The following is an 18,292-nucleotide window of genomic DNA, read 5'->3' as shown; positions in this document are numbered from 1 at the left end:
GATCCGAGTGGATCCCCGCCCCTTCTGCGTGTTCCCGGGTGGAACCCGGGCCGCTCAGCTCACTCAGGCGCGGGTGCCGGTGCGGCGGGTAATGGCCTGCCACACGGCGGCGACGATAACGCCGCCGATGATCGCGAAGATCCAGGTGCCCAGATCGAAGAACTTCTCGTTCACGTCGAAGTTGAACAGCAGGGAGGCGATCCAGCCGCCGAGGAGAGCACCGACGATGCCGGTGAGGAGGGCGCCGAGCCACCCGCCGCCCTGACGTCCGGGGAGGATGGCGCGAGCGATGGCGCCGGCGATGAGACCGAGAACGATCCAGCCAATGATGCCCATGATGATGGTTCCTTTCGGGTTGCGAATCTGACGTACGAGAAGGAACGTAGCAAGGGATTTTCGCCGGGGGCCACCTCTGGCGCCCCGGCTTTTTCGGGATTTCCCGGCCGCACGAGGATCGCCCCGGCCGGGAGCGGGCCGATCAGCGGGGCGAGCCGTCGTCGGCAGCCCGGACGCCGGGCCGCGCCGCGACGTCGCGGCGCACGAGCAGGAACGCCAGCACCAGGCCCGCCAGGGCGATGCCCGCACCGACCAGCGGCGGGGTCCGCAGCGACGCACCGGCCCCGATCGCGGCCGCCCCGACCCACGCGCCCATCGCGTTGGCCATGTTCAGCGCGGAGTGGTTGAGCGAACCGGCCAGCTGGGGTGCGGTGGGCGCGGAGTCCACGAGCAGCACCTGCAGGGACGGGGCGATGCCGGAGCCGCTGACGGCCACGCAGAAGAGGAACACGATCATCACCGGCGCCCACGAGGCCGTCAGCGCGACGGCGGCCAGCGAGACCGCGCTGAGCCCGAAGCTCAGGCGCAGGGTGCCCACCGGGTCGCGGTCCGTGAGGGCGCCGCTGACGAGCGTGCCGATCACCATGCCGACGCCGTAGAGGGCCAGCACGGCGGGGACCCACCGTTCCTCGAGGCCCGCGACCTCCGTGAGCAGCGGCGCGATGTAGGTGTAGAGCGCGAACATGCCGGCGAAGCCGATCACGCCCACGGCCACCGTCGCCCACAGGCGGCCGGGGGCCAGACCGCGCAGCTCGCGGCCGACCGAGGCGCCCGCGGGGGCCGGCACGGACGGGACGAGCCACGCGGTCGCCCCGACGCACAGGGCCGCGCAGACCGCCACGACGACGAACATCCAACGCCAGCCGACGGCCTGCCCGAGCGCCGTCGCGCCCGGCACGCCCAGCACGTTGGCCACGGACAGCCCGGCCATCACCCACGCCACGGCCTGGCCGCGGCGGGCGGGCCCGGCGAGGTCCGCCGCGGCCAGGGCGGCCGCGGAGAAGTAGGCGCCGTGGGGCAGGCCCGACACGAACCGGGCCGCCATCATGCTCCCCATGTCCGGGGCGAGGAAGGCGGCCACGTGCCCCACGACGAACAGCAGCATCAGCACGATGCTCGTGACCCGCCGGTCGACGCGGGCGAAGGACGCGGCCAGCAGGGGAGCGCCGATCACGACGCCCAGCGCGTACATGGAGATGAGCACGCCGCCGGCCTCGAGACCGATGCCGAGGTCGGCCACCGCCTGCGGCAGCAGGCCCATCATCGCGAACTCCGTGGTGCCGATCGCGAAGCTGCCCAGGGCCAGCGCGAGGATGGCCGGCAGCAGACGCACGCGGCGGCCGCCCAGCAGCGCGCCGGGGCCCGTCGGCGCGGTCGGCGGGATGGACGGGTCCGGGCGCGTCGGACGCGGGGCGCGGGGGGAACGGTCGTGGGCGCCGTCGGCGGCGGGAGTGGGGGTGGGCACCGGCCCAGCCTACGGACTCCGGTCTGCGGGGGCGGGGGCCTCGCTAGCCTGGGCTCATGACCTCCGCCACACCCGCTCGCCCCGTGCTCGCCGCCAGCCCGACGACGTCGCCCCGGGACGGTGCGCGACCGCGGCTGGTCGTGGGGCTCGCGCTGCTCGACGATGCGGCCGCGCCGACCCGCCTGCTGGCGGCCCGCCGCAGCGCGCCCGCCGCGCTGCGGGGACTCTGGGAGTTCCCCGGGGGCAAGGTCGAGCTGGGGGAGGGCGTCCAGGAGGCGCTGCTGCGGGAGTGTCGGGAGGAGCTCGGGGTCGCCGTGCGGCTCGGCCCCGAGGTGGCGGCGCCGGAGCCGGCCGGGTGGGAGCTGGCCAACGGCGCCCGGATGCGGGTGTTCTGGGGCGTCCTGGCGGAGCAGGGGGCGACGCCCCGAGCCCTGCAGGACCACGATCTGCTGGCGTGGCTGCCGCTCGCCGGGCCGGGCGTGCGGCACCTCGACTGGATCCCGGCGGACCGGCCGATCGTGGCCGAGGTGCTCCGCGGCGCCGCCACGGCGTTCTCGGCGGGGCGCTGAGCCGGCGCGCGGCCGGCCGTGCCCCGCGGACGGGTCAGAACAGCGCGGGCTGCGCCGCCGGGGCGGAGGGCCGGGGTGCCGGGGCGCGCCGGGCCGGGGGACCGTCCTCGCGCCGGATGCCGTGCGCGCCGCCGCGGGCCAGGCCGTGCCGTGCGGCGGCCTCCCCGGCCACGCGGGTGAGCATGCGACGGTACGACTCGGGCGCGTAGGCGGACCGGGCGTACATCTGCTCGTAGCCGGCCAGCAGATCCGGGTGCTCGCGCCGGATCCAGCCCAGGTACCACTCCTTCGCGCCCGGCCGCAGGTGCAGGGCGCCCGGCATGACGCGCGCGGCCCCGGCGTCCGCCAGCGCGCGCATGAGGGCGTCGATCTCGCGGTCCCCGTCCGTGAGCCACGGCAGCAGGGGCATGGCCATGACGGTGACGTCCGCACCCGCGGCGGCGAGCCGCTCGATCAGGCGCAGGCGCGCGGTCGGCGACGGCGTGCCCGGCTCGACCGCGGCGGCGATGGCGGGGTCGAGCATCGCCAGGGACAGCGAGACCTGCACGGGCACCTGGCGCGAGGCCGCCTGCAGCAGGGGCACATCCCGCGCGAGCAGGGTCCCCTTGGTCAGCACGGAGAACGGCGTGCCGGAATCCGCCAGGGCCCGGATGATCCCGGGCATCAGCGCGTAGCGGCCCTCGGCCCGCTGGTACGGGTCCGTGTTGGTCCCCAACGCCACCGCCTCGCGGCCCCACGTGGGGCGGGCGAGTTCGGCGCGCAGCACCTCGGCGACGTTGACCTTCACGACGATCTGCCGGTCGAAGTCGGCCCCGGCGTCGAGCTCGAGGAAGGTGTGGGTGCTGCGGGCGTAGCAGTACCGGCAGGCGTGGGTGCAGCCGCGGTACGGGTTCACGGTCCAGCGGAACGGCATGGCCGAGGCGGACGGCACCGAGTTCAGTGCGGTCTTGGCGAGCACCTCATGGAAGGTGACGCCCGCGAACTCCGGGGTGGTGACACTCCGCTGCAGGTCCGAGAGCGGCAGCAGGGCGGCGGAGCCGGCCGGTGTGCCGGCCGTCGCCCGCTGGGCTCCGCCCTCGGACCGCAGGGTCTGCGCTTCCCATCGCATGGCCAGAAGTAGAACACATGTTCGAATCGACCCGCAAGCGTGTTCGAGTCCGGGCGTGGCGTGGGCGCCGAGACGCGCCTACCGTGGTCGCCATGACCTCCCGTGCACCCGCCCCGGCCGCCCGCGTCCTGCTCACGGGCTTCGAGCCCTTCGGCGGCGACCTCCACAACCCGTCGATCGCCGCCGCACGGGATGCCGTGGGCATCCTGGCGGACCGGGGTGTGTCGGCCGAGGCGGTCGAGCTGCCGTGCGCGTTCGGCGCGGCCGGGCCGGCCCTGACCGCGGCCCTCGACCGGGTCCGGCCGGAGGTGGCGATCGCCGTCGGGCTGGCCGGCGGCACGGCGGCGGTCCGGGTCGAGCGGGTGGCCGTGAACCTGCAGGACGCCCGGATCCCGGACAACGCGGGGGAGCAGCCCGTGGACCGGCCCGTGCGCGCCGACGGGCCCGCGGCCCTGTTCGCCACCCTGCCCGCCAAGCGTGCCGTCGCCGCGATCCGGGCGGCCGGCGTCGCCGCGGAGCCGTCCCTGTCCGCGGGTGCGTTCGTGTGCAACCACGTCATGTACGTCCTCCTCGACGCCCCCGGCACCGCCCGGGCCGCCGGCTTCCTCCACGTGCCGTGGGACGCCGAGCACCGCCCGACGCCGGACACCCCGGCCCTGCCCGCGGCCGACCTGGCGCGCGCGGTGGCCGAGGCCGCCCTGACGGCGCTGGCCGGCGGCCCCGACCTCGACGTCCCCGGCGGCACCCTGCACTGACCTCCCCGGACCCCGGGTCCGCGTCGGCGCGACCTCCCGTGCCCGTCAGCGGCGTGGCCGCAGGCCGCGGACCACGGGCCGCTCGACGTAGCCGCCCAGGGCCAGGCCCGCGCGTCGTTCGAAGACGTTGCGCGACGCCGGGTCCCCGGTCCGCCACGTCGACCACGCCGCCGCGAGCGCGTACGCCGGCAGGAAGGGCAGACCCAGCAGGAGGGCGTACTGGCCCGCATGGCCGGCCTCGTGCCGCCACAGCGCGGGCGTCATGCGCAGGCCGGGGCGGGTGAACACGACGTCGCCGACCGTGAACGCGGCCCCGCCCGGGAACCGGTGCGTCCAGCCGCGGGCCTCGATCAGCCCGTGCGGCCCGGGCCGCAGCGCGCAGCCGGCGACGACGGCGCCCACCAGCCCCAGTGGCGTCGCCAGGTTCAGCAGGTTCCACAGCCCGCGCGCCCGCACGTGCGCCGGAGGCGACGGCCGGGAGGGGGCCGCGGTCATGGCCGTGTCGCGGGATCGGCGTCACCGGCGGGGGACCCGGACGCGGGGACGTCGAAGTAGAGCGGGGCATGGGCGGCGCAGCCCGGGTTGAACGGCGCCCCGCAGGCCGGGCACGCGGGATCGGCGGCGGCCTCGAGGGCGAGGTAGGCGGTCACGCTCAGCTCGGTGCGGCACACCCCGCACAGCACGTGCGGCCGGTCGAAGTCGCCGGCCGGCACCGGCATGGCCGGGTGGTCGGCGAGCTCCGCGTGGCAGCGGTGGCAGGACCAGTACGCGGAGCAGCAGGCGAAGCGCAGGGCGACGACGTCCCGCGCCGTGGCGTAATGGGCGCAGCGGGTCTGCGCGTCCAGGCCCACGCCCCGCAGCAGCGGGTCGGTGCCGTCGAGGGAGTCCGGGGCGGTCATGCGCCTCAGCCTAGGTGTGATGTCCGGGGCGGACACTAGACTGACGGGCGTCCCACCGTCCCCCATGCGAAGGTCGTTGCCCTGATGACACCCAGCCCCGAGACCGGCGCGGAGCCCACCGCGCCCGTGGCGGAGATCTCCCCCGTGGACGCGGAGGCGGTGGAGGCCGCCGTGCAGGCCGCGCTCGCCGCGTACGAGGCCGCGGCCGACCTCGATGAGCTCAAGGCCGCCCGCCTGGCCCACACCGGCGACCGGGCCCCCCTGACTCTCGCGAACAAGGCGATCGGCGCCCTGCCCAAGGAGCGCAAGGCGGAGGCCGGCAAGCTCATGGGCGCCGCACGCGGCCGCCTGGGCAAGGCCCTGGCCGCCCGCACCGAGGTGCTCGAGGCGGAGCAGGCCGCGCGGATCCTGCGCGAGGAGACGGTGGACGTGACCACCGCGGTCCGTCGCCGCCGCGTCGGCGCCCGTCACCCGCTCTCGCTGACGATGGACCGTGTCTCGGAGATCTTCGTCGGCATGGGCTGGGAGATCGCGGAGGGCCCCGAGCTCGAGTCCGAGTGGTTCAACTTCGACTCCCTCAACTTCGCGCCGGACCATCCGGCCCGCGAGATGCAGGACACCTTCTTCGTGGCCCCGGCCGAGGCCCACCTGCTGCTGCGCACCCACACCTCCCCGGTGCAGATGCGCTCCCTGCTCGAGCGGGGCGCCCCCACCTACGTGCTGTGCCCGGGCCGCACCTTCCGCACGGACGAGCTGGACGCCACGCACACCCCGGTGTTCCACCAGTTCGAGGGCCTGGCCGTGGACAAGGGCCTGACCATGGCCCACCTGCGCGGCACCCTCGAGTACTTCGCCCGCCAGATGTTCGGGGCCGAGGCGGCCATCCGCCTGCGCCCGAACTTCTTCCCGTTCACCGAGCCCAGCGCCGAGCTGGACATCTGGCACCCCGGAGCCAAGGGCGGGCCCCGCTGGATCGAGTGGGGCGGCTGCGGCATGGTGCACCCGAACGTGCTGCGCGCCGCGGGCCTGGACCCGGAGGAGTACTCCGGTTTCGCGTTCGGCATGGGCGTGGAGCGCACGCTCATGTTCCGCAACGAGGTCCCGGACATGCACGACATGATCGAGGGCGACGTCCGCTTCTCCCAGCACTTCGGAATGGAGGTCTGATCCATGCGCATCCCCCTGGACTGGCTGCGGGAGTTCGTCCCCGTGCCCGCGGAGCACCGTGCCGAGGACGTGATGGCCGACCTCGTCCGCGTCGGCCTCGAGGAGGAGGACGTCCACCGTCCGGCCGCCGAGCTGCAGGGCCCGATCGTCGTCGGGCAGGTGCTCTCCAAGGAGCCCGAGCCGCAGAAGAACGGCAAGACCATCAACTGGTGCTCCGTGCGGGTGGTGCCCGAGGGCGCCGAGCAGCCGCTCACCGGCGAGGGCATCGAGCCCTCCGGCGTGCAGGGCATCGTGTGCGGCGCCCACAACTTCGAGGTCGGGGACAAGGTCGTCGTGACCCTGCCCGGCGCGGTGCTGCCCGGCGACTTCCGCATCAGCCCCCGCAAGACCTACGGCCACGTCTCGGCCGGCATGATCGCCTCCAGCACGGAGCTGGGCATGGGCGACGACGGCACGGACGGGATCATCGTGCTCGGCGACCTCGGGCTCGACCCCGAGCCGGGCACCGACGCCCGGGACGTCCTGGACCTGCACGGCGAGGCCGCCGAGATCAACGTGACGCCCGACCGCGGCTACGCGTTCTCGATGCGCGGCGTCGCACGCGAGTACGCGCACGCCACCGGCGTGCCCTTCACGGACCCGGCCGCGGCCATCCACCCGCCCGCGGCCGACGACGCCGGCCCGGCCGTCCGGATCGCCGACGACGCGCCGATCCACGGCGAGCCCGGGGCCACCCGCTTCGTGGCCCGCACGGTCTCCGGCGTGGACGCGACCCGTCCGACCCCGCCGTGGCTGGCCGCGCGCCTGCGCCTGGCCGGCATCCGCACCATCTCCCTGCCGGTGGACATCTCCAACTACGTGATGTGGGAGCTGGGCCAGCCCCTGCACTTCTACGACGCGGACACGCTCTCCGGCGAGATCGTGGTGCGCCGCGCGCGGGCCGGAGAGACCCTGACCACCCTCGACGGCAAGGAGCGCGAGCTCGACCCCGAGGACCTGCTCATCGCGGACGACTCCGGCCCCATCGGCCTCGCGGGCGTCATGGGCGGGGCCGCCACCGAGGTCACGGACGCCACCACCACGATCGTGGTCGAGTCCGCGAACTTCGACCCCGTGTCGATCGCGCGAACGCGGCGCCGACACCGCCTGCCCTCGGAGGCGTCGAAGCGCAACGAGCGCGGCGTCGACTGGGAGGTCGCCGACGAGGCGGCCGAGCGGGCCGTCCAGCTGCTCGTCGAGCTCGCCGGCGGCACCGCCGAGCCCGGGGTCACCGACGTCGGGACGCGGCCGGAGCCGGCCGTCGTCGAGATGGCCGCCGACTTCCCCTCCGCCCTGGTGGGTGTGGCGTACACGACCGACGAGGTCGTGGAGACGCTGCGGGCCCTGGGCGCCGAGGTGAGGGTCACCGAGGCCGCCGACGGCGCCGCCCCGCGGCTGACCGTGACCGCCCCGTCGTGGCGCACCGACCTGCGCATCCCCGAGGACCTCGCCGAGGAGGTCGCGCGCCTGCGCGGCTACGACGCGATCCCCTCCGTGGTGCCCGTGGCCCCGCCGGGCCGCGGCTTCACCCGCCGCCAGGCCCAGCGTCGCCGCGTGTCGGCCGCGCTCGCGGCCGCAGGTCTCACCGAGGTGCTCGCCTACCCGTTCGTCTCCGAAGAGCAGAACCGGCGTTTCGGGGCGGACTCGGACGCGCAGGGCCAGGCCCTGGCGATGGTGGCCCTGGCCAATCCGATCGCCTCCCAGTACCGGCACCTGCGTCTGTCGCTGCTGCCGGGCCTCGTCGAGACCGCGCGCCGCAACCTCGGACGCGGCTTCCGCGATCTGGCGCTGTACGAGATGGGGCTGGTCTTCCTGCCCGGCGCGCAGCTGGGCTCGGCGACGATCCCGCCGCGCGCGGTCCACCCCTCCGCCGAGGTCCTGGCCGACCTCGAGGCCGGCATCCCTGCCCAGCCGTGGCACGTGGCCGGTCTGTACGCCGGGCACGACTCGGCGCCCGGGCCGGACCACGACCCCCGCCCGGTGGACTGGCAGGACGCGGTCGCCGGAGCCCTCGACGTGGCCGACGTCCTCGGCGTCGAGCTGACCGTCCGGCAGGGCCGGCACCACGCGTTCCACCCGGGCCGGGTGGCCGAGCTCGTCGTCGTGACCGAGCACGGGGACCGGGTGGTGGGCGTGGCCGGCGAGCTGCACCCGCAGTGGCTCGAGGCCGAGGACCTGCCCGCCCGCACGAGCGTGTGGGAGCTGGACCTGGACGCGCTGTGCGCCGCGGCCGCCGAGATCGTGGTCGCCGCACCGCTGTCCACGTTCCCCGTGAGCACGCAGGACGTGGCGCTCGTGGTGGACGAGGCCGTCGTGGCCGGGGACGTGCGCGCGACCCTCGCCGAGGGCGCCGGGGAGCTGCTCGAGGCCGTCGAGCTGTTCGACGTCTACCGGGGCGCGGGCGTGCCGGAGGGGCGGAAGTCCCTCGCGTTCTCCCTGCGCTTCCGCGCCCCCGACCGCACGCTCACCGCGGAGGAGGTCTCCGAGGCCCGCGCCGCGGCCACCGCGCTCGCGGCGCAGCGGCACGGGGCGGTCCAGCGCTGACCGTGTCCGCCGCGACCGGCCCGTGGGGCCTGACATCGGCCGTCCCCGCCTCGGCGGGGGCGGCCGACGCCGTCTCCGCGCTGCTCGGTCAGGTGCGCACCGCCCTGACGGCGGCCTGGGGCGTGCCGGTGGGGCCGCTCGGGCTCCGGCACGCCTGCGCGGGCTGCGGCTCGGCCGCGCACGGCGCCCCCGCGCTGACCGGCCTGCCCCCCGGCCGGGTCGCCCTCGTCTCGTTCACGCACGTCCGGATGCCCGGCGCCGAGGACCGGGCACGGATCGGGGCGTGGTGGGCGCCGGCACGGCCCGCCGACGGGCTCGGCCTCGGGGTGGACGTCGAGCGGGCGGACGCCGCGGCCTTCGCGGACGAGGACGGCCTGGGCGGGGTGGGCTTCTCGACGGCGGAGCGCGCCCGGGTGCGGGAGCTTCCCGGCCCCGAGAGGCCCGCCGCGCGGGCCCGGCTGTGGACGCGCAAGGAGGCGCTCGTGAAGGCCGTCGGCACCGGCTTCACCGGCGACCCCGCCGCCGTCGACGCGCTGACCGTGCCGGCCGACGTCGTGCTGGTGGACCTCACCGACCGGCTGCCGGGCGGTCTCGTCGGGGCGCTGGCGCTGCGGGGCCGCTGAGTCGACCGCGCGGCCGCGTCAGCCCGGGAACGGCGGCAGGGCGGGCCGCAGCGTCCACGCGTCGAAGAGCTCGTCCACCTGTGCCCGGCTCACCCCGGCGTGCGGGGCCCACGCGTGCACGTGCGTGCGCAGCCCCAGGGAGTCGACGGTGCCGAACCGGTGCTCCCGCACCCAGGCGCGCAGCATGGAGCCGAAGAGGTCCGCGCCGAGCAGCTGCCGCAGCGCCTCCACGGTGAGCGCGCCGCGCTTGTACACCCAGTCCTCGAACATCTCCTCCGGCCCGGGCTCGGCCAGCGCCTGCTCCACCGGGTGCGCGGCCAGCTTCTGCCAGGCCCGCCGCGCCATCGAGGTGATGCTGGACCGCCCCGAGGCCTCGGCCCACAGCCACTCGGACCAGCAGGCGAAGCCCTCGTGCAGCCACAGGTCGGACCAGCGGCCCAGGGTCACGGCGTTGCCGAACCACTGGTGGGACATCTCGTGGGCGATCAGCCGCTCGGACTCCCACGAGCCGTCCAGGTGGTTGGTGCCGAACAGGGACATGCCCGCGGCCTCGAGCGGGATCTCGAGCTCCTCGTCGGCCACGACCGCGGTGTAGTCCTCGAACGGGTACGGCCCGTAGGCGTCGATGAACGTGGCCATCATGGCCGGCTGGGGGGCGAGGGCCCGGCGGGCCCGCTGCTCGGTCCGCGGGGAGACCACGAGGCGCAGCGCCGGCAGGCCCTCGGCGGGAGGGGCGGCGTCCACGAGCCGGTAGCGGCCGATCTGCACGCTGAGCAGGTAGGCGGGCACGGGCTGGTCGAGCCGCCACCGCCACGTGACCCGCGAGCCGCGCGTGCGCACGGGTGCGCCCACGCCGTTGGCGACGGGCAGGTAGCCCGCATCGCAGGTGAGGGTGATCTCCGCCGTCGAGCGTGAGGTGGGGGAGTCCACGCACGGCAGCCACGTGGAGGCGCCGTGGGGCTGCCCGGCCACGAGCACGCCGTCCGTGAGCTCCTCCCAGCCGATCGTGCCCCACGGGCTGCGCCGCAGCGTGGGCGTGCCCGCGTAGACCACGGTGAGCTCCACGAGCGTGCCCTCCGGCAGGCTCTCGCCCAGGTCGACGACGAGGCGACTCGGGGCGCGGCCCGGCTGGGTGAACGAGGAGGCGATGGCGCGGCCGTCGACGACGGCGGCCACCCGGGAGACGCGCAGCCGGTGCAGGTCCAGTTCGATGCGGCGGCTCTGCTTCGCCAGGCGCACGCGCAGGACGGCGGTGCCGGAGACCCGGTTCGCGGCCAGGCGCACGTCGAGGTCCAGCGCGATGTGCTCGACGGTGGCGGCGTCGGTGCCGACGCCCGGGACGTAGGGATCGGTGCTCATGCTTCCTCTCGGGAGGGGGTGGTCGCGGCGGCGGGGTCGCCGTCGGGACGACGCCACGGGGAGACCGGGTTGCCGAGCCACCACGTGCCGGCGGGCAGCTCCTCGCCGCGCATCACGAGGGACCCGGCGCCGACGGTGGTGCCGCGGCCCAGGCGAGCGGCAGGCAGCACCACGGAGTGGGGGCCGAGGGTGGCGCCGTCCTCCAGGACGACGGCGTCCAGGGACATCACGCGGTCGTGGAACAGGTGGGTCTGGACGACGCAGCCGCGGTTCACGGTGGCGCCGTCGCCGAGCTCCACGAGGTCGGCCTCGGGCAGCCAGTACGACTCGACCCAGGCCCCGTGGCCGATCCGGGCGCCCATCGCGCGCAGGAACCAGACCAGGGCGGGGGTGCCGGCCGCGGCCCGGGTGAACCACGGGGCGGCGAGGAACTCGGTGAAGGTGTCCGCGACCTCGTTGCGCCAGATGAACGAGGACCACAGCGGGTGCTCGCCCGCGCGGATCCGGCCCACGAAGACCCACTTGGCGAGCACGGTCAGGCCCGCCGCGACCGCGCCGGCCGCGAGCAGGACGACGCCGCCCAGGACGAAGGCCAGCACCCACGTGCCGACCGCGATGAGGGCGGCCAGCGTCGCGCCGACGGCGAGGGACAGGGCCACGTGCAGCCACACCGGGATCGCGCGCAGCAGCTCCCAGGCGGTGCGGGCGGCCTTGAGCCGGGCCGGCGGGTCGTAGGTGAGGGAGGCGTCCGCGGTGACCTCGTTGCGGCGCAGGCGCACGGGTGGGGAGCCCATCCAGGACGTGCCCGCCTTGGTCTTGGCCGGGGTGGTGGACAGCACCGCCACGAGCGAGTCGCGGCGCAGCGTGCGGCCACCGGGCACCATGCCGGAGTTGCCCACGAACGAGCGCTTGCCGACCTTCGCGGGGGCCACGTGCATCCACCCGCCGTCGAGGGAGTAGGAGGAGACCATCGTGTCGTCGGCGAGGAACGCGCCGTCGCCCACGCGGGTCATGCTCGGCACGAGCACCACGGTGGAGGCCTCGACGCCGCGGCCCACCTCGGCGCCGAGCAGGCGCAGCCACGTCGGCGTGAAGCGGGAGGCGTAGATCGGGAAGAGCTGGTCGCGGGCGGCGTCGAGGACGCGCTCGGTGGCCCACACCTGCCAGCCGACCCGGGAGCGCACGGGGTGGTGCCCCTCCGTGATGCCGAGCGCGAGCAGGCGCACCGTGACGAGCACGAGCAGCATCTGGGTCAGGAACCACACGCCGGCCACCAGGGGGCTCGCGGCCAGCAGGCGCGCCGCGGTGGTCCCGACGGCGGCCAGCGGTCCCGCCTCCGGGGCCGGCGGCCACCAGGTCAGCGACCACGCGGCCACCGCGGCCGCCGCGGCGGCGGAGACGAGCGGCAGGAGGGAGACGAGGGTCGAGAGGACGGTCGCCATCAGGCGCCAGCCCGGGGTCTCCCGCGGCGCCTCGGCGGGGCCGCGGGGCTTCACCTTGCCCACCTTGACGGCGGGGGAGCCGGCGTGGCGCTGGCCGCCGCGCACCCACCCGGCGACGGTGGACCCGGCCTCGACGTGCGCCCCGGCGCCGACCCGGGCGCCCGGCAGGAGCGTGGAGCGGGCGCCCACGACGGCGTCCGCGCCGATGCGCACCTCGCCGAGCCGGACGACGTCGCCGTCGACCCAGTAGCCGGACAGGTCCACCTCGGGCTCGATCGCGGCGCCCTCCTCGACCGTGAGCATGCCGGTGACCGGTGGCACGGTGTGCATGTCCACGTCCTTGCCGATCCGGTTGCCCAGCAGTCGCGCGTAGGCGGGCACCCACGTGGCGCCGGCCAGCGAGTAGGGGTCCACGAGGTCGCTGATCTGCTGGGCGAGCCACAGGCGCAGGTGGACGCGGCCGCCGCGCGGGTAGGACCCGGGGCTCACGCCGCGCAGCAGCAGCCGGGCCGTCGCGGCGGTGAGCAGCATGCGGCCGGGCACGGTGACCACCAGCAGGCCGGCCACGATCAGCACCCACCACGGCACGGTGGGCAGCCCGGGCGCCAGCCCGGAGAGCGTCAGCAGGTTCAGGGCCAGGCCGGTCCACACGCCCAGGCGCAGGGCGGGCAGGACGAACACGGGCAGCCCCACGAGGGTCTGGACCCACTGGGTGCGGTGGCGGGTGCGGTCGACGTGCCGGTCGTGCACCTCGATGCCGCGGGGGCCGTCCTCGCCCACGACGGCGGCCACGAGGGCCCCGGCAGTGGGGTTGCGGTAGACGTCCTGGACGGTCACGGCCGGGTGGCGCAGGCGCAGGCGGGCCACGAGCTGGGCCGCGGCGAGCGAGCCGCCGCCGGCCTCGAAGAAGTCGGTGTCGGCGTCCTTGGGGGGCGCGCCGAGCACGTCCGCCCACTGGCGCAGCACCCAGCCGTCGGCGGTGTCCTCGTCCGGCTGGGGCGCGTCCTCGTCCACCTCGGCGCCGGGCAGGGGCCACGGCAGCGCGTGGCGGTCCACCTTGCCGGAGGTCTTCGTGGGCAGGGCGTCCACGACGGCCAGCCGGGGCACGAGGGCGGCCGGCAGCTCCGCCGCGAGGTGCTCGCGGGCCATGTGCAGGTCGAGCCCGGCCTCGGGGTCCGCGGGCACGAGGTAGCCGACGAGGATCTGGTGGCCCGCCGGGGTGGTCTGCACGGCCGCGGCGCCGCCGTGGACGCCGGGCAGGGCCTGGAGGGCCGCGTCCACCTCGCCGAGCTCGATGCGCCGGCCGCCGAGCTTCACCTGGTCGTCGGCGCGGCCGACGAACAGCAGGCCCTCCGGCTCGAAGACCACGAGGTCGCCGGAGCGGTAGGCGCGCTCCCAGCCGAGGGAGGGCATGGGGGCGTACTTCTCGGCGTCCTTGGCCGGATCGAGGTAGCGGGCCAGGCCGACGCCGCCGATGATCAGCTCGCCCGTCTCGCCCTCGGCCACGGGCAGCGTGGTCTGCGGGTCGACGACGGCCAGGTCCCAGCCGTCCAGGGGCAGGCCGATGCGGACCGGGCCGAGACCGGTGAGCGGGGCCGCGCACGCGACGACGGTGGCCTCCGTGGGGCCGTAGGTGTTCCAGACCTCGCGGCCGTCCTCCGCCAGGCGCGCGGCGAGCTCGGGAGGGCAGGCCTCGCCGCCGAAGATCAGCAGCCGGACGTTGTCCATGGCCTCGGTGGGCCACATCGCAGCGAGGGTCGGCACGGTGGACACGGCGGTGATGCGCCGCTCGGCGAGCCACGGGCCGAGGTCCATGCCGGAGCGCACGAGCGAGCGGGGGGCCGGGACCAGGCACGCACCGTGACGCCAGGCGAGCCACATCTCCTCGCACGAGGCGTCGAACGCGACGGACAGTCCCGCCAGCACGCGGTCGCCCGGGGCGAGCGGATCGTCCGCCAGGAAGATCCGCGCCTCGGCGTCCACGAAGGCCGCGGCCGAGCGGTGGCTCACCGCCACGCCCTTGGGGGTGCCCGTCGAGCCCGAGGTGAAGATGATCCACGCGTCGTCCTCGAGCCCGGGGGCGCGGGCCTCGGCGGCCGGGTCCACGGTGTGCTCGGGGTGCGGGGCGTAGACCCGCTCGTCGGTGAGGACGCCGGCCACCTTCGCCTCGCCGAACACGAGACGGGCGCGCTCCTCCGGATCGTCCGCGTCCACGGGGACGTAGGCCGCGCCGGCGGCGAGCACGCCGAGGATCGAGACGTACAGCGCGGCCGTGCCCGAGGCGATCCGCACGCCGACCCGGTCTCCCTTCCGCACGCCGGCGGCCCACAGGTGGCGGGCGGTCTCGTCGACCCGCTCCCGCAGCTCCGCGTACGTCAGCGGCTCGACGCCGTCGTCCAGGGCGGTCGCGTCCGGGTGCTCGCGCGCCGTGGCGTCGAAGAGCTCCACGAGCGTCCGGGCGGGCGGGGTGCGCTCGGAGCCGGGCAGCTGCGGCCGATGCGGTGCGCCCGCAGGGTCGAGGGGGACAGAGGGCGGGGTGGGCGCGGCGGACGAAAGGGACACAGGGGCCTCCGGGGGGTGTGAGCGGCGAACCGAGGGTCGGACACGGACCAGGCCGCAGCGGAACATTCTATGCCCCGCCCGCGGCCGCGCGGGGCGCCCGGAAGGCACCGGGCGGGTCCGGCTCAGGACAGGGTGAGCAGCACCTTGCCCGTCGTCGACCGGGACTCCAGGGCGGCGTGCGCGGCGGCCGCGTCCGCCAGCGGGAAGCGCTCGCCGATCCGTACGTCGAGCTCACCGGAGGCCCACGCCCCGAACACCTCTCCACCACGCCAGCGGGTCTCCTCGCCCGTGCGCGTGTAGTGCACCAGCGAGGGCCGGGTGACGTACAGCGCGCCGGCCGCGTTGAGCCGCTGCAGGTCGAAGGGGGGCACCTGCCCGGAGGCCCCGCCGAAGAGCACGAGCGTGCCGCGCACGCGCAGCACCTCGAGCGAGGTGTCGAAGGTGTCCTTCCCCACGCCGTCGTACACGACGTGCGCGCCCTCGCCGTCGGTCAGCTCCGCCACCGTGGCGGCGAGGTCCGGATAGTCCACCGCGGCGGCGGCGCCCGCGCCCCGGGACAGCTCCCGCTTCTCCTCCGTGGACGCCGTGGTGATCACGCGGGCGCCGCGGGCCGTCGCGAGCTGGGTGAGCAGGAGCCCCACGCCGCCGGCACCGGCCGTCACGACCACCGTGTGGCCCTCCTCCACCGGGAAGGTGGACCGGCAGAGGTAGTGGGCCGTCATGCCCTGCAGCGGAAGGGCGGCGGCCTCGGCCAGGTCGACGCCCTCCGGGACGGCGAGGAGACGATCCGCGGGGGCGGTGAAGTGCTCGGCGTACGCACCGGTGGCCGTCGCGGTGGCGACACGGGCCCCCAGGAGCGCGGCGTCCACGCCCTCGCCGAGCGCGACGACCTCGCCGGAGCCCTCGGTGCCGGGGGTGAAGGGCAGGTCCATCGCGTAGACCCCGGAGCGCTGGTACGTCTCGATGAAGTTCAGGCCCGCCGCGGCGGTGCGCACCAGCACGTGCCCCGGCGCGGGGGAGGGCACCTCCGTCTCGGTCCACTGCAGGACCTCGGGGCCGCCCGTGGCGGACACGACGACGGCGTGGTGGGTGCGGGGGACGGCGGGGGTGTTCGCAGTGGTCATGGCCCCACTCTAGGAGCGGGCCCGGACATCCGGCCCGGCCCGGGGACCCGAGGTACCGCATAGATATTCCGTGCAACGCATATCTACGCTAGGATGGGGCCATGACCCACACCGTCGCCGTCTCCGGAGCCAGCGGCTACGCCGGGGGAGAGGCCCTGCGCCTGCTCGCCGGCCACCCGTTCGTCACCGTCGGAGCCATCACGGCCCACTCCAACGCGGGGGAGCGCCTCGGCGCCCTTCAGCCGCACCTGCACGCCCTGGTGGACCGCGTCCTCGCGGAGACCACCGCGGACGTCCTCGCCGACCACGACGTCGTGATCCTCGCGTTGCCCCACGGGGCCTCCGGGGCGCTCGCGGCCGAGATCGCCGAGCGCTCCCCGGACACCCTGGTGATCGACGCGGGCGCCGACCACCGCCTCGAGTCCGCCGCAGACTGGGAGGCCTTCTACGGCACCGCGCACGCCGGGACCTGGCCCTACGGCCTGCCCGAGCTGCCCGGTCAGCGCGAGCGACTCGCCGGCACCCGCCGCATCGCCGTCCCCGGGTGCTACCCGACCACCTCGATCCTCGCCCTCGCGCCCGGCTTCGCCGCGGGGCTGCTCGAGCCGCGGGACGTGGTGATCGTCGCCGCCTCGGGCACCTCCGGGGCGGGCAAGGCGCTCAAGCCGCACCTGCTCGGCGCCGAGGTCATGGGCGGGATGAGCCCGTACGGCGTCGGCGGCGGGCACCGGCACACCCCGGAGATCGAGCAGGGCCTGGCCCAGGCGGCCGGCGAGCCGGTCCGCATCTCCTTCACGCCCACACTCGCGCCGATGTCGCGCGGCATCCTCGCGACGGCCACCGCGCGGCTGCGCCCCGGCGTCGCCGCCGCGGACGTGCGCGCCGCATGGGCCTCGGCCTACGGCCGTGAACCCTTCGTGCACCTGCTCCCCGAGGGGCAGTGGCCCACCACGAAGGCGGTCCTCGGCTCCAACCACGTGCAGCTGCAGCTCGCCGTGGACGAGCGGGCCGGCCGCGTGATCGTCTGCGCGGCGCTCGACAACCTCACCAAGGGCACGGCCGGCGGCGCCGTGCAGTCCATGAACATCGCCCTGGGCCTGCCGGAGCAGGCGGGGCTCGAGCAGCAGGGGGTCGCACCGTGAGCGTCACCGCAGCACAGGGGTTCCGGGCGGCCGGCGTCACCGCGGGGCTGAAGGCCTCGGGCACGCCCGACGTCGCCGTCGTCGTCAACGAGGGCCCGCGTGACGCGGCCGCCGCCGTCCTCACCGAGAACCGGGTGGCGGCCGCCCCCGTGGTCTGGACCCGCCGCGCCGTGCGGGACGGTCGCGCGACCGCGGTCGTTCTGAACTCCGGCGGGGCCAACGCGGCCACCGGCGCCGAGGGCCTCGAGGACGCCCGTCGCACCGCCGAGCACGCGGCCGCGGCCCTCGGGACCGCCGCCGCCGACGTGCTCGTCTGCTCGACCGGTCTCATCGGCGAGCGCCTGCCGATGGACACGCTCACCGCGGGCGTGTCCGAGGCGGTCGCCGCCCTGAGTCCGGACGGCGGTGAGGACGCCGCCGTCGCGATCAAGACCACGGACACCGTGGCCAAGACCGCCGTGGCCCGCGACGAGGGCTTCACCGTGGGCGGCATGGCCAAGGGCGCGGGCATGCTGGCACCCGGCATGGCCACCATGCTCAGCGTCATCACCACGGACGCCGACGTCCCCGCCCCCGCCCTCGACGCGGCCCTGCGCGAGGCCGTGCGCGCCACCTTCAACCGGGTCGACTCGGACGGGTGCATGTCCACCAACGACACCGTGATCCTGCTGGCCTCGGGCGCGTCCGGGACCGCGCCCGAGCCCGAGGCGTTCGCCGCGGCCCTCCACGAGGTCTGCGCGGACCTGTCCCGCCAGCTCGTCGCCGACGCCGAGGGCGCCCGGCACGACATCGCCGTGCGCGTGGTCCACGCCGAGACCGAGGAGGCGGCCGAGGCCGTCGCCCGCGCCGTCGGCCGGTCCAACCTGTTCAAGACCGCGATCTTCGGCCAGGACCCGAACTGGGGACGCGTGATCGCCGCCGTCGGCACGGTCCCGGAGTCGGTCGCCGCCTTCGACCCGTACGCCCTCGACGTGCGCTTCAACGGCGTCCAGGTGTGCCGCGCCTCCGGTGTGGGGGAGGACCGCTCCCGCGTGGACCTGACGGCCCGCGAGGTGCTCGTCGAGGTCGACCTGCACGCCGGCGACGCCGAGGCCACGGTCTGGACCAACGACCTGACGCACGACTACGTCCACGAGAACTCCGCCTACTCCACGTGAG

15 protein-coding genes are annotated in these 18,292 nt (G+C 75.8%); 7 read left to right on the top strand and 8 right to left on the bottom strand.

Translation table 11 applies throughout. The features are described 5' to 3' along the window. Positions 1-63: 63 nt before the first annotated feature. Together MLUT_RS18770 and MLUT_RS18765 are read right to left on the bottom strand one after the other, a co-directional pair. Complete coding sequence (locus MLUT_RS18770; RefSeq protein WP_012750963.1) at positions 64-336, bottom strand: GlsB/YeaQ/YmgE family stress response membrane protein; 273 nt, start codon at positions 334-336, stop codon at positions 64-66. Positions 337-478: 142 nt separating this feature from the next. Continuing rightward, the gene (locus tag MLUT_RS18765; protein WP_012750962.1) at positions 479-1,801 is read right to left on the bottom strand and encodes an MFS transporter; all 1,323 of its coding nucleotides are present in this window, start codon (positions 1,799-1,801) and stop codon (positions 479-481) included. Positions 1,802-1,857: 56 nt separating this feature from the next. Between MLUT_RS18765 and MLUT_RS18760 the strand changes: the two genes are divergently transcribed. Then, positions 1,858-2,370: a (deoxy)nucleoside triphosphate pyrophosphohydrolase gene (locus tag MLUT_RS18760; protein ID WP_012750961.1), complete on the top strand. Its 513-nt coding sequence runs from the start codon at positions 1,858-1,860 to the stop codon at positions 2,368-2,370. A gap of 34 nt (positions 2,371-2,404) precedes the next feature. On the opposite strand, the gene MLUT_RS18755 is transcribed toward MLUT_RS18760, so the two are convergent. After that, on the bottom strand, positions 2,405-3,478 hold the full coding sequence (locus MLUT_RS18755; RefSeq protein WP_012750960.1) for an Rv2578c family radical SAM protein: 1,074 nt from the start codon (positions 3,476-3,478) through the stop codon (positions 2,405-2,407). Between the two features lie 92 nt (positions 3,479-3,570). Between MLUT_RS18755 and MLUT_RS18750 the strand changes: the two genes are divergently transcribed. Beyond that, entirely contained in the window at positions 3,571-4,233 is a 663-nt protein-coding gene (locus MLUT_RS18750) for a pyroglutamyl-peptidase I (RefSeq protein WP_041779812.1), read from the top strand. 45 nt (positions 4,234-4,278) lie between these two features. Here MLUT_RS18750 and MLUT_RS18745 read toward each other — a convergent pair whose 3' ends face one another. Both MLUT_RS18745 and MLUT_RS18740 read right to left on the bottom strand, forming a co-directional pair. Further along, positions 4,279-4,728, bottom strand: coding sequence for a hypothetical protein (locus MLUT_RS18745; RefSeq protein ID WP_012750958.1), 450 nt, complete (start codon positions 4,726-4,728; stop codon positions 4,279-4,281). Beyond that, the gene (locus MLUT_RS18740; protein WP_012750957.1) at positions 4,725-5,132 is read right to left on the bottom strand and encodes a CHY zinc finger protein; all 408 of its coding nucleotides are present in this window, start codon (positions 5,130-5,132) and stop codon (positions 4,725-4,727) included. Before MLUT_RS18740 ends, MLUT_RS18745 begins: the two co-directional genes overlap by 4 nt. A gap of 84 nt (positions 5,133-5,216) precedes the next feature. Between MLUT_RS18740 and pheS the strand changes: the two genes are divergently transcribed. Genes pheS through MLUT_RS18725 form a run of 3 tightly spaced genes read left to right on the top strand, consistent with a single transcriptional unit; the run spans position 5,217 to position 9,505 of the window. Continuing rightward, positions 5,217-6,299, top strand: a complete 1,083-nt coding sequence (gene pheS / locus MLUT_RS18735) for a phenylalanine--tRNA ligase subunit alpha (protein ID WP_012750956.1) — start codon at positions 5,217-5,219, stop codon at positions 6,297-6,299. A 3-nt stretch (positions 6,300-6,302) separates the two neighbouring features. Next, complete coding sequence (pheT, locus tag MLUT_RS18730; protein WP_012750955.1) at positions 6,303-8,882, top strand: phenylalanine--tRNA ligase subunit beta; 2,580 nt, start codon at positions 6,303-6,305, stop codon at positions 8,880-8,882. A 2-nt stretch (positions 8,883-8,884) separates the two neighbouring features. After that, positions 8,885-9,505 carry a 4'-phosphopantetheinyl transferase family protein gene (locus MLUT_RS18725; RefSeq protein ID WP_012750954.1) on the top strand — a complete coding sequence of 207 codons (621 nt, stop codon included), beginning with the start codon at positions 8,885-8,887 and terminating at the stop codon, positions 9,503-9,505. A gap of 18 nt (positions 9,506-9,523) precedes the next feature. Here the strand turns inward: MLUT_RS18725 and MLUT_RS18720 are convergent, their stop codons facing one another. The 3 genes from MLUT_RS18720 to MLUT_RS18710 all read right to left on the bottom strand — a co-directional run bounded on the left by MLUT_RS18720 (position 9,524) and on the right by MLUT_RS18710 (position 15,992). Further along, positions 9,524-10,864: a M1 family metallopeptidase gene (locus MLUT_RS18720; RefSeq protein ID WP_012750953.1), complete on the bottom strand. Its 1,341-nt coding sequence runs from the start codon at positions 10,862-10,864 to the stop codon at positions 9,524-9,526. Then, positions 10,861-14,868, bottom strand: a complete 4,008-nt coding sequence (locus MLUT_RS18715; protein ID WP_041779784.1) for a Pls/PosA family non-ribosomal peptide synthetase — start codon at positions 14,866-14,868, stop codon at positions 10,861-10,863. Before MLUT_RS18715 ends, MLUT_RS18720 begins: the two co-directional genes overlap by 4 nt. A gap of 122 nt (positions 14,869-14,990) precedes the next feature. After that, entirely contained in the window at positions 14,991-15,992 is a 1,002-nt protein-coding gene (locus MLUT_RS18710) for a quinone oxidoreductase family protein (RefSeq protein ID WP_012750951.1), read from the bottom strand. Positions 15,993-16,093: 101 nt separating this feature from the next. On the opposite strand from MLUT_RS18710, the gene argC reads away from it, so the two are divergent. Both argC and argJ read left to right on the top strand, forming a co-directional pair. Next, a complete protein-coding gene (gene argC, locus MLUT_RS18705) occupies positions 16,094-17,134 on the top strand; it encodes an N-acetyl-gamma-glutamyl-phosphate reductase (RefSeq protein ID WP_012750950.1) in 1,041 nt (346 codons plus the stop codon). Then, entirely contained in the window at positions 17,131-18,291 is a 1,161-nt protein-coding gene (argJ, locus tag MLUT_RS18700) for a bifunctional glutamate N-acetyltransferase/amino-acid acetyltransferase ArgJ (protein WP_012750949.1), read from the top strand. Before argC ends, argJ begins: the two co-directional genes overlap by 4 nt. Position 18,292 lies beyond the last annotated feature (1 nt).

Source organism: Micrococcus luteus NCTC 2665 (assembly GCF_000023205.1).
In the GTDB taxonomy this organism is placed as follows: Bacteria; Actinomycetota; Actinomycetes; order Actinomycetales; family Micrococcaceae; genus Micrococcus; species Micrococcus luteus.
The sequence above is the reverse complement of the archived record's forward strand: the minus strand, read 5'-3'. Positions and strand labels throughout refer to the sequence as shown.